The organism is Mesorhizobium sp. C089B (assembly GCF_030323125.1).
In the GTDB taxonomy this organism is placed as follows: Bacteria; Pseudomonadota; Alphaproteobacteria; order Rhizobiales; family Rhizobiaceae; genus Mesorhizobium.
This window is the reverse complement of record NZ_CP100469.1, coordinates 5,986,191-5,998,121: the sequence shown is the minus strand read 5'-3', so window position 1 is coordinate 5,998,121 and position 11,931 is coordinate 5,986,191. Positions and strand designations below refer to the sequence as shown.

The following is an 11,931-nucleotide window of genomic DNA, read 5'->3' as shown; positions in this document are numbered from 1 at the left end:
TCCATCGCGTTTTGCTTTACCTTAGATGTTTAGTCCCAAGGTTTGATGGGTTGGATCGAGCCTTAATCGTTCGGGCTCTTTTGTCCAGATTTGCAGATGTATTCAAAGGGCGTGGGCCCTTGAGGGTCTTCAGTCGACGGCCGAAATTATAGGCTAAGACGAAATCGGCGAGATGCTGGCGCAGTTGGTCATGGCTCTCGTAGTAGAAGCGTTTGACGGTCGCATCCTTGATCGTGCGGTTCATGCGTTCGACCTGGCCGTTGGTCCATGGGTGCCTTGGCTTTGTCGTTCGGTGGTCGATATCGGCCTTGGCGCAAGTATGTTCGAAGGCGTGCGCCCATATGATTTCTCCCGCCGCCATGGCCTCCTTGATCAGCGGAACGGCCGAGCCGCCGGCACCTGGGGTCGTGAACTGAATGCCGTTGTCGGTAAGCACTGTGTGGATCTTGTAAGGGACAGCATCAAGAAGATGGCGCAGGAAATCGGCGGAGACCGCTGTCGTTGCCTTCTCGTGCAGCTCGACGAAAGCGAACTTCGAGGTCCGATCTATGGCCACGAACATATGCAGTTGCCCTGCTCGGTTCGGACCTCGGCGACGTCGATATGGAAGTAGCCGATTGGATAGGCCTTGAACTTCTTCCTTGCCGGCTTGTCGCCCTCGACATCCGGCAACCTGCCTATCCCGTGACGCTGCAGGCAGCGATGCAAGGATGACCGCGACAGATGCGGGATCGTCGGTTGGAGAGCATAGAGGCAATCGTCCAGTGGCAGCAGCGTATAACGCCGAAAGGCGACGATGACCGCCTCTTCCTCAGTCGATAGCACTGTCGACTTCGGATCTCTGGGGCCAGTCGGAAGATCGGCGGCCGACGTCCGGTTCCTCCACTTCCTAACCGTCTTCTGATTGATGCCGTAGCGCTTCGCCAGCGCCCTCAGGCTCTCTTGACTATGCTGTATCGCTCGACGGATCGCCTCTGTCGTCGTGGCGCTCCCATGAAGAACCTGGCCCATAGCGCATTCTTTGATTCGGACGAAAAGTATGCGCCATCAAAGTCTGGGATCAAACATCTAGGGTCGGACAGTTTCGCACCGATAACCGAAAGTCGGTTTCCTAAACTTCTCCGTTGATCCCGGATCGACGTTTCCACCTCAGCGGCGTAGGTACGCGGCAACCAGAGGCCGAACACAGTATCTAAGCCGTAGTCGCGCATCCGTGTACGGATGGCCGTCTCATCCTCATCGAGAAAACTGCCAACCTCCATGCCATTGCGCTTAGAAGTCCGCACCCGAACCCGCTCGTTGAGGGTTTCGCGTGGTCGACGCCACTGCCCTCGCCGATTCGCGCGTTGATCTTGCTACGATCCTCCGGAGATAGCCTATAGGCGTCGAATACGAAAAGCCGCTGTGCGGGCGGCTTGTGACAGAGCACGCCGTCGAGAAAGAAATCCTGGGGGCTCCCGCTGAGGCGGTCTTTCGGTGACCGACAGTGCCCCGTCGAATACCGCCTCGACATATTGAGACAATCCTTTGTGGCGTCCGACGAGCGTCATCATTAGTTCGTGTCGGTCGCTGCCAGGGTTTGCGGAACCGATGAACCAGGAAGGTTGCGTCGTTTTAAGAAATCGGAAGAGCTTTGTATGAAAATGAACGGGGCGTCGGCCGACGACGCATACCTGCGGGTTTTGGTATCCAAGCTTGAGAAGATGCGCCCTAACGGCACGCATGTCCTCCCAAACTAAAGGCAGTGTAACCGTCGCGTCCGATCCCACGGCGATCCTAACCCGACAATAGCGCCGACGGCTGCGAGGAAGCCTCTTGAACAGTTCAATGAGCCAGCTTCGACTATAGTATCCGCCGAGGATCGTTATCTCGGTCGCATCGCCGGCTGCTTCCTGCAGTGATTTACCAGATCTAATACGGTGTGCGCCCTCGGATCTGGGTTGGCCTCTAACTCATCGAGAAGAAGGCCAATCGCATCGGCCTTCGCTACATACACGGCCTCCTTATGCGCCAATGGTGGGTCCTCCAGTACTTGTTGACTACCGCGGTCGAATGCAATTGGGAAATAGCGTCCTGACGTCCGCTAGATCCAGCACGAACTATTGGCCAGAATGCAAACGATCTCTTTGCTTGGACCCAACATCTGGTATGGAGCCGGAGGTTCGGCAGTTGGGGCGCGAGCAAACGGTCGACTTGGACTCCGTTACATCAAGAGTGGACTTCAGATCGGCGTAGGGCGGCCTTCGACCAAACCGTTGGAACAATAATGACATTTGCTTGGCGACCCAATCAGTAGGAGGTGCTGATTCATCTTGGACCTCGGCGACCACAATGGAGACGACGCTGCGGCACCTCGGAATCCTTCTGAGTGACAACGCCTACCGTCTTCCAAAGAACATCAAAAAAGGCTGGTGGATTCGGTCCAGCCGCCAGCATCTTACTCGGACCACCGGGGTCGGCGCGATCATGGCCAAGTGGCGCAAACACGGCGTTGTCATCCAGCACGGCCGCCGCCCGAAGCGCATTGTCCGACAAAAGCAGGTTAAATAGCTCCTGGGGTCAACATCCGAAGACCGGGGGCCTTGTTTATCGACTCGGGCGAACCCCACTCGGCGATGCGGCAGACCGAACAAAAGCACTTGCAGGAATGAATCCGTCGGACCCCTGCTCGAAGGCGTCGACTGGCGAATGCACCTTTATTTCAAGGACAACTTCACCCTGCCTGAAACGTCGCAATCCAGTATCTACGAGGAACCAAGCGACACCGCCAATGCGCGTGAGCGCCAGAACGGCGCTTGCCTCCACCGCATTTCCCGCCCGTAGACGTCGTGGCGCGCCGCCAGGAGACGGCGGAATTTTTCCGCGCTTGCTACCGCATATTGGCGCAATGGACGTGAGGACTTGGATTGGAATGCCTTGACGATAGCGTCCGCCGCCGCGGTGCCCGAGTCAACGGCTCGTTCGATGCCGTCTCCGGACAGTGGGTCGAGCGTCCAGGCCGCGTCCCCAGCAACGATCCATTTCCCACGCCAAAGTAAAGTGCGGATTGAAGTGCGGGCATCTCGGACGCCGACGCCGGAAGTGCCGTCAACTCGTGTAAGCCCCGCCAGGAGCGATGAGCTTGCGAGCATCTGCCGGAGAAAGCTGGCGTCTGGCCGGGCAGTCAGCAGATCTGCATCGGTGAAGAAGCAGAGCACGTGGCGCCCCTCGAACGGCACTACATAGAACCATCCGGTCGGCACCGCCTCGACGATAGCGGACGCAGTCATTCGGGCCGGGAGATCGACCAGAACTGAGGCACACACCAGTCCATCGACAAAGTAGCGGCTGGCGTCGGGGTGCACGACCGAGCGGGTACGGCGGCCAGAAGCTTCGATGATGAACTCGGCCACGCATGTGGCTGATCGTCCGACGTGGCGTAGATGGATACAAAACCGGTCTGCTTCGCAGATGACCCCAGCGGCGCTGACATTCCGAAACACCGTCGCCCCCACCTCGGCTGCGGCGTCCTGCAAATGTCGGTCGAACACCGGTCGCGGCAACGACCTGCCCCCCGTCGCATGCCAGAACACTTCGTCGCGCACCGCTTCGTCCGCGCTGCCCCAGACCGAGTGAAATCGCTCGACCGGCCAACCAATGTCGCGCCGCAGCGAAATCCCGGATCGGTCCATTGTGCGGGTCAGCCGGGGTCCGCCGGTTTCGCCGACTCGAGCGCCCGGCTCATCGGCAATCAGCGCGACCGGATACCCGAGCCGCGCCAGCCGAAGGGCGCAGGCGCTGCCGGCGGGACCGCCACCGATCACCGCTGCGAAGTAAGTTGCGGAAGTCTCGTCCACGATCCTCTACGCGACGAATGGGGTCGCACGCTCACTTTCAATGTAGACCTCGTCGTCTCCCTGCTTCAGAATGAAACCGAGAAGTTGGAACTTCTCCACCATGTCGCTTTGCGAGTTCACATCGCGGACCCACTCTTTCGTGTCGTCGAAATCGTCGGACTGTGGCGCTTCGTCCGGACGCTGCGCAGGCCACCAACTGCCTGCGCAATCGTAGAAATCCGCCTGCCACGGCTGCGCCATCAAGGCTGTCAGATCGCCCGCCGCGATCTCTCCATGATCGATGCGATAATCGAAAGGTTCGAGGTAGATGGATCTGTCTTCAACCAATATGCCTGCCTCAATACCGGGGCAGAAACCTTGCCCGACGGCTCCTTCGAGGGAAGCGCGGGTAAGTCCCGAGCCGCTTAGGGCGGGGATATCCAGAGGTGACATATTGAAATCGCCCTGAACCCAGGCGTCTAGCATCGCCTTCTGGCCCGTGGTCAGTTGGAACGGCGGGCCGTTCTCGTCGATGTGCCCATCAAGGATCTTTTCGGCTTCCTTGATGATCTCAAGTGCATTCGCGCGCGCTGTCTTGTGTGCGGCCGCATTGTTGCCGAGGTTAGGAACGTCGATGTCGCTATGTGACCAATTGGATTTTCCATTCACCCAACGATGGCGTCGCGTCCGCTGGATGATGGGCAATATCTCTGCCGCGAAGGAAGGAACTTCTGGGATCGGGGCATTTCCCTTTTCGCGCACAATGTCGAACAGGGTTACTATCCCGCCGATATTCGGCGCGTAGTCCGGCGGACCGATGATGACCCAAGCCCCGCCTTCAGCATCCTGTGTCGCGCCACCCGCAAGCATGACCTTTGCGGTCACGGGTCCATCCGCTACGTCGTCGAACCATTTCTCGTTGTTGTAGAAGCTCGGTCCGACCGCCATACCTGCCGGTGCGCCTGATATCCCGTCGCCACCAGTCACGATCAGGCGACCTTGATCGTCGGTACGCAGTTGGCCAAGCTTCACCTCGACGATGAATGGTTGACCGGTAGGGCCAATTGTTACAAACACACCGCCAAGCGCTGCACTGGACTGTCCGGCGCCGGTGATCGTGGTCTTCGCGGAGACGATCGCCATGCCCTCACTTCCGGCGGCCATCACCGGACGGGTCGCCTTGATGGGAGGCACAGACGGCCGTTCGGCGGCAGCCTTAGTATTGGCCAGAACGACCGACCATTCGACCGTCGCGCCGATAGGCAGTTTTGCCGGTGTCCAGGCCACACCGTCCGTTGATTCGAACAAATGAAACCGCGCACCCTGCTTCCGGATCAACTTGCCGTCGGCGCTCTTGAAACGCGTCGCCTTGGCGCCCGAAGCCGGTTCTATAGGACCTTCCCCTACCCGTTCCGGTCCTAGGAAGAAATCCTCGTCGCCGCCGATCCGTGCAATGCCGATGGCTGGAAATATTCTGTAGCTAACCAATCTATCCTCCCTGCCCTGCTCAATCAGCCGATGCCGGGGCCTGACGGCAGGAAATCGAACAGTTTCTTGTGTTTCTGGTCGGTCTTGCGAAGGTCTTTCAGTACGGTCCCATGGTCTTTATTCTCGGGCTTCACGAACTCCGGCGACGCCTCCACCTGACCGTAGAGATTCTCGAGCCGGGCTAGGATGTCGAGATGGCGCTCGGCCAGTGTGAAAGTGTCCGCCGACTCCAGAAGCGACGTATCCAGATCGTAACACGAGCCTGCGAGAACACCGCCGGGAATGTCGATGGGTTGCGCGGTCAGGATGTCGGAGAGCGGTTGAAGCGTTTCGCGCATTCCCACACGCACGGCCCGCCTGGCCAGTGCCTCGCGCAACTCCGCATCTCCCGCTACATCGCGGCTTAGCGACATTGCGTGAAGAATGCTCAGCGCAACGAGCGTGTACTGCAGGCTCTGCACTCCTGCCCAGAGCCGCGTGTAGCTGTTCAAGATCGCCTGCGGTTTCTCGCCGCCTTGACCCGGCGCAAGCGTCGGCGATGTCGCAATCGCCTTGACGGAGATGCTGCCCGCTTCGAGTGCAGTGACCAGTTTGATGAACTGCTCAAAATGAGTGTCGCTTTCATCGGAGGTATTGAACCCCTCGCCCTGCTCGGTGATGACGTCGATCGCCTTCACCGCCGTCTCGCGTGTCGTTGCCGTCTCCAACAGGAATGAATCGAAGTGGTCGCCCCATTCGGTGGACGTCGCCTGATGAGCCAGGACCACGTCGCTCGGCTGCAGATCCTGGTCGGTCACATGCGTATTGCCCGGCAGATCGACCATTGCGGTTAGATCCATCCAAGCCGTTGCCTCATCCTCGTCCAGAAGGAACCACCGCACCATCGCATAGATCGCCCCGACACGATTGGGCTCGATACCGGCATCCGTCGCGGCGATTTTCTGAAGTCGACTGACCAAAGCCTCCAGTCCATCGGGGACCTTGGCCGGCTGCTCGGCAACCGTGTACTTTGCCAGCGACTCCAGCCGCACCGGCTCCAGGACGAAAGGAATCGGATTGTATTCGCTCAACTTACGCAGGACATCTCGCTGCATGTGCAAAGCCGCCGGTCCGCCAAGCAGAAGCAGCAGATTTTGCACCGTCGCCAGATGTCCCATCTCCTGGATGGCGATGTTGCGCAGCATTTTCGCATAGGAAGGAGGCCCTTCGCCGTCGAGGATCGAGTCCGCGGCATAGAGATACTGAACCAGCAGCGCGTGCTCGACCTCGGCCGCGACCTTCAGCAAGCCGATCGCTTGGTCCTTGGCAGTCTTAGCGTCTGCAACGAGCGGCACTCCGACTGTTTCTAGGAGAGCGCGCTGCTGCTGCAACGGAGGAAGGTTTTGCAAGCCTTCCTGCGAAATACCATCGTAGGTCCGCGCCGCGGGCCTATGCCACCTGAGAACCGGACGCTTCATGCCCTAATCCGCAAATAAGAAGGGAATTTCTGAAAGAGTTCAATAGCGGCTGACGTCGAAGACAAATCAAGAGTAAACTTATATCGTTCTTAGGGCCGAGCACCACAGAATAAGTGATTTTCCTAGGGACGTAAACTCGTCGAATTAGCTGGAGTCCCTATTCGTCGGTCGCCTCTTCTGTATTCCCGGGACCGCGGCTAATGTCCGGCGTGATATCAACGGCCACAGCTTCTCTTTGCTCAACAATTCAACACGATCGAGCGCGTCGAACTCTGGTAGACACCGAAAGAGTGGCGTTCGGTCTCGACACGATGCGCGTCGTACCCATAGGTGTTGGGCGCGCCGGGCGGCTTGCGGACCCGAGGCGATCATGCCAGTGACCCTCATGGGAGCGAGGGTCGGAACCCCCAGACGACCGCATCCAAGTCACTACCACCAACGGTTCCAGAAGCCGCGTCCTCGGGAACCGCTAATGTCCTGCGGCGGCAAGCCCACTTGGTTCGCCGATCGCGGGCTCGGCGACCCCAATGGCTGCGCGGGCGATGTCATCGTGTTGAGTCCAATAGCCGACGCGTAGACGAGGCACCCGTTCAATAGGGCGACGAAGTATGCACTGACATCCGTCGCACCCGCGAAAAAGGCGACCGCGACGATGATAAGCTCCGCGATCACAAGTGAGAGCCACTTGGCGCCGTAGTTGGCGACTGATTGTATCGTATTACCGACAATCACAGTTGCTCCGGTTGCTCCAGCCAAGGTTCCCAGCGTGGCTAGGGTGAAAAGCTCTTGCGGCATTTTGTTGCCTCCAATTTTGGATTCAAACACTTCTGCTGTAACTGCTGATGATCAACTGCAGTCATTATTACTGCGTAGACTGCCGATGCGACTAGACCCCTGAAACGATCCGGCAACGTTTGACGATAGCCGAGCCGCTCAAATGTCCCTGTAGTCGGCCACGCTGGATATCACCACACCACCTTGGGCGAAATCGGAAGCAGATCGGATACCCGCCTCGGCGGGATCGATAAAGTCGGGTGGCGCAGCTCCAGGTTCGCTGAGTTCCCAGTCGGCGTCGAAGAGCTTCGCAAAATAGCTGGCGATGCCAGAATGCTCCACGAGCAGGCTGGCTTCGCGGTTGGAAAGCAACCCGGTTGTCGACCAGTTTTGCGAGCCAAGCAACACCTTCTCATCGTCAACCACGATGAGCTTGTTGTGACAATGGACGAAATGACGGGTCGAGAGATATCGATAGTTTGTATCGAACGCTAAGTCGAAATCGTCCATCGCCTTCACGAATTTCTGTTTCTGGCCCGTATTCAAATATTTTTTCGAGACGATGATCCGCACGTCAAGATCAGGGTGATCCGCGCGTGCATCTGCGATCTCTTGCAGGAGTGCCTCGACCGCGGGCTGCCCGCCGCGGAGGTATTGCTGCTCAATGCGAACGCTGCGCCTGGCGGACCTGAGCAAGAGGCTGAGCGTCGGATGAAAATTTTCCGGTGTGATGACCGGAGTGACGCTGATCGGTGACTCCGGCGTGACGGTGATGCTGGAAAACAGTCTCGTCGGAATCGCTGGCGGCGCTGCTTCGAAGAAGATATCGCTGGCTGGCGAAGCAGCCGCAAGCACACCGGGCGGAACTGCGTCCGGCGGCTGCCCTTGCGACAGCCGCATGTCGCGGGCGACCAGATCGGAGAAGAAGGCTGCCAGTTCGCGCGATTCAACTGCCATCCCCATATCGCGATTGCCGGGTTCGAAACTCCCTATTACCACCCCGTCGCCCTCGTTGAAGGGGATGCTATTTTCCGACCAATTGCCGCTTTGAATCATCGCGATCTCGCCGTCGACCACGATTATCTTCTCGTGTGCGTTGCCAAAGTAGGCCACGGGATTCCCGGCCGAGCTGGATGGCGCCTTGACGCAGTTCGCACCGAGCGCCGCCAATTCATCCAGCACGCTCCGCTCCTCGATGGAATTTGTGTCTAGCATCAGAGATAGAGAGACGCCGCGCCGCATCGCGCGCTTCAGATGTTCTTTCATGTATTCCGCGCTAAAGTCATAGATGCCGATCACGAGTGAGCGGGTCGAGCTATCGATCAGCTTCTTCGTGACGGCGTAGGTTGAATCCGGCGAGGCATAGGCCATGATCCTGCCGGCAACAGAACGGGGAACAAAGTTCGAATCCGGCAGCCGGGGATAGGGCAGCAATGCTGGCGGCGAGGCAGCGTCGTCGGCCGCGTCGGCTTGGTCGAGGCTCTGGCGAAGCACCTGCGGCAGTGCTTCGAAGACGGTGCGTTCGGCGACCGTCTGGTCAGAAAGCGCTTCGTATGCTGCGCTTCGGCCGGGACGCCGGGTCGGCAAAGCAAGCGCATCCGCCGCTTCAGAGGCGACGACCGCAGGCGGCGCACCAGCCTCTCCCCAGCATCCCTCGAAAGAGGCAACCGTACTCTGCCCGATGCGAGTAGCCATGCCCTCCAGCTTGATGGTGATGAAGTCCGCGATCTGTGCGCCGAACTGGATAGGCCGGCCGTCGATCTTGATGTCGCCCACGACATAGCCGCGCCCAGGTGGAACTTCGTAGGTCGCGCGCACGAAATGATCGTTGCTGCCGCGCGTGAAGCGCCAGAAGTTCATTGCATTCTCGCCGTCGGGCGTCACCCAACCCACTGGGTTAAACTGATGAAGATAAAGCCCCACAGGGTTGTTCAGCGTGATATCCGCCAGCCTCCTGGCGAGGGCGTTGACCTGATCGCCGATGAACGGGTCGCTGTTGCGGTTCGGCTCGCCATAACGCGAGCACTGTATCAACGCCTGGGCGTCGGTGATGTCCTGTCCGGCCCGCCTGCGGCGAATGGTTGCGGCAGCGCCCAGCCAGATCTCCGCCCTAAGCGTATTGGAGTCCTGGATCAGATGCACGATGCCGTTGCTGGTCGAGTTGTTGAAGCGGTTCCTGGGCTCGTAGACACCGCCGACAAAGAGGTCTTCGCGCTGGACCGAGGGCGAAACAAGTTCCCGATAGAGCGACACGACCTTTTCCGGGTCCTGGCCAGCCAAGAACTGCCAGTATTCGGGGCCTTCGCAAGTGAAATCGACACGCATGATCTTGCCGCTGGCCGGATCGCGCGCCGCGCTCCATTCGCAATATTCGTCCTGGACACTGCGCGCCGCGTCGGCCCGACGCCAGCGTTGCATATCACTCAGGGAATTGAGGCGCACCTGGCGAGGAAACGCGTTCCACGAGATCACGGCAACCTGCGCGTCCGCGGCTGGCGGATTGGTCAGCGGATTGAAGAACTGATCGCGCGGCCCGTCATTGCGGGCAGGATCTCCTTCGCGGGCGTTGTCGAGCCAGGCAGAGACCTGCTGGCTCCAGGCCTGCTTGCCGGCTGCATCGAGGTCATCGAGAAATCCAGGCGGATCGAAGCGGGGCATTAAGTCTCTCCCTGAGGTGGTTGGGGCTCGTCTGTTTCGGCAGTCCGGACAGGCTCGACACGGCCAAACTCGGTCATCCGCAAGGGAGCGGCCGTCAGCGGTATGTTGGTCCGCGGGGTGGTCAGCGCGAATTCGGCGAGTGGCCTACGGCGAAACCGCCGTCGTCGATACTCCGCTAGACGGAACCAGCCGTCGACGGTCTCGGGATCGGTCATGCCCGCCCTCAACAACGCGAAGTACCGCGCGATGCGCTCCCTGGAGGCGGCTTCGAATCCACCGTCTCGAAGTTCGAGAGGAACTCCCGCTCCGGACTGTTGGCGCCATTGCCTTGCTGACCTGTAGTGGCACGGATCTCCTCCAGAAATTCCCGTTCCATTGCTTCTCCGGCGTTTGGGCCTTTGGCGACCGTCGGCACATGGCGAAGCAGGGCCGCCCGGCGCGCCGAAAAGACTGGATTTGGGAAATCAGTCATCGTTAGCGCCGCGACGAAGCGCCTGGTCAACAGGCTGGCCAGCACGAGGGCATCGATCAGCTGCGTATCCTCGAAAGCCGGCTCGGGCGTCAGAAAGGCAAAATGCGAGTCGCCCTCGATGCGCAGCAAGCCGTCGGACAGATGAACGTCGTAATCGGCCAGACACCGCCGATAGACCAGTCCCGGGATCACGATGTCGGCATCTGCCGGGTCGTCGGGCTCGAGGCCCAAGGTTGTGAACAGCGTATCGCGGTTGAGAAAGAACGACAGCGGTAGCTTAAGTGGAGTCTGCTCCCCAATCAGGCGGCTCGCCGTTTCCGACGTGGCTAGGTTCACCGTGGTGTCCGTCACAGCCTGGCGCAGGAAGTGGCGAACGTCGTTCCAGCTGCCGTCGGCGTCGACCGCCCGGGCGATACGCGCCGCATTCCAGCGCCGAATGCCAGGTCGCGCAACCTCGGTCTCCATGCGTTCAGCGGTTACGCGGCCAATGAATAGAGGATCGTTCCGCAGTGGATCGTCAGGCGCCAGCGCGTTTTCGTTGATGCCTGCCTGCGGCGCGTGCCAATGAATCCAGGGCGATCGCAGCTCCTTCATGACCGTCGCACCGTTCACATGGCTGTCGAAAGGGCCTTTGCCGCGTGTGGCGGCCTGTAATGCGTGGGACGACATCCCAGCCCAGAAGTAGGCACCAGCCAGCCGCTCGTAGAAATGAAACACCTTGTGCGTATCGTCCCAGCCGATGATCTGCAGAAACGCATCGTCCGCGGCGGAATCGGGTAATGTGCTTGAGGAAACGAGCAACGTGAAGTCGGCTTTTCCACGAACGATCACGAAACGGAATGCGCGCTGGAGCCGATCGGTTTGCGGTGTCCACGGAATATGTCCGCCATCTGCGACCAAAAAGACCAGCTGTCGCGGCAGCGCATCCGGTGTCCCGCCGAGTACGTCGAAGGCTGCAATCAGGCTCCGCGCCGTCAGCGGAAACGGATTGCCGGAGCGCAGCAGTCGGCCAAGAGGGTCATCTAGCTTGGCGAGTTCCTCGGCATCCATCGGCCGTGGGTCGGTATCGATCCCGCCGACTCGACGATAGAGCACATTCGCTTCGGGCGGCACTGCGTCGGCAGGCGCGGCCAGGCACGCACCACCCTTCCGGTAGGGATAGTTGCGCGTCGGGAAACGCTGTTGCTCCCGAGAGATTGTCAAGCCCAACTCCTCTCCATTCGTCAGGCGGCGTCAGCGCCGCATCGAGAATTGACCCTGCTGTCCG

General features: G+C 59.7%; 7 protein-coding genes and 1 pseudogene. 1 reads left to right on the top strand and 7 read right to left on the bottom strand.

The features are described 5' to 3' along the window. Positions 1 to 21: 21 nt before the first annotated feature. Positions 22 to 1,011, bottom strand: a pseudogene (locus NLY44_RS29265) (IS481 family transposase). Between the two features lie 1,320 nt (positions 1,012 to 2,331). Between NLY44_RS29265 and NLY44_RS29260 the strand changes: the two are divergent. Then, positions 2,332 to 2,550: a hypothetical protein gene (locus NLY44_RS29260; protein WP_023806607.1), complete on the top strand. Its 219-nt coding sequence runs from the start codon at positions 2,332 to 2,334 to the stop codon at positions 2,548 to 2,550. Positions 2,551 to 2,744: 194 nt separating this feature from the next. On the opposite strand, the gene NLY44_RS29255 is transcribed toward NLY44_RS29260, so the two are convergent. From NLY44_RS29255 to NLY44_RS29230, 6 genes are all read right to left on the bottom strand, one after another. Next, positions 2,745 to 3,836: an NAD(P)/FAD-dependent oxidoreductase gene (locus NLY44_RS29255; protein WP_023806606.1), complete on the bottom strand. Its 1,092-nt coding sequence runs from the start codon at positions 3,834 to 3,836 to the stop codon at positions 2,745 to 2,747. A gap of 6 nt (positions 3,837 to 3,842) precedes the next feature. Then, on the bottom strand, positions 3,843 to 5,303 hold the full coding sequence (locus tag NLY44_RS29250) for a LodA/GoxA family CTQ-dependent oxidase (RefSeq protein ID WP_023806605.1): 1,461 nt from the start codon (positions 5,301 to 5,303) through the stop codon (positions 3,843 to 3,845). 23 nt (positions 5,304 to 5,326) lie between these two features. Next, positions 5,327 to 6,760: a ferritin-like domain-containing protein gene (locus tag NLY44_RS29245; RefSeq protein ID WP_081731215.1), complete on the bottom strand. Its 1,434-nt coding sequence runs from the start codon at positions 6,758 to 6,760 to the stop codon at positions 5,327 to 5,329. Between the two features lie 429 nt (positions 6,761 to 7,189). Continuing rightward, entirely contained in the window at positions 7,190 to 7,555 is a 366-nt protein-coding gene (locus tag NLY44_RS29240; protein ID WP_023806603.1) for a hypothetical protein, read from the bottom strand. A 138-nt stretch (positions 7,556 to 7,693) separates the two neighbouring features. Beyond that, positions 7,694 to 10,192: a phospholipase D-like domain-containing protein gene (locus NLY44_RS29235; RefSeq protein WP_023806602.1), complete on the bottom strand. Its 2,499-nt coding sequence runs from the start codon at positions 10,190 to 10,192 to the stop codon at positions 7,694 to 7,696. Positions 10,193 to 10,415: 223 nt separating this feature from the next. Further along, positions 10,416 to 11,873, bottom strand: coding sequence for a hypothetical protein (locus NLY44_RS29230; protein WP_286456182.1), 1,458 nt, complete (start codon positions 11,871 to 11,873; stop codon positions 10,416 to 10,418). Positions 11,874 to 11,931 lie beyond the last annotated feature (58 nt).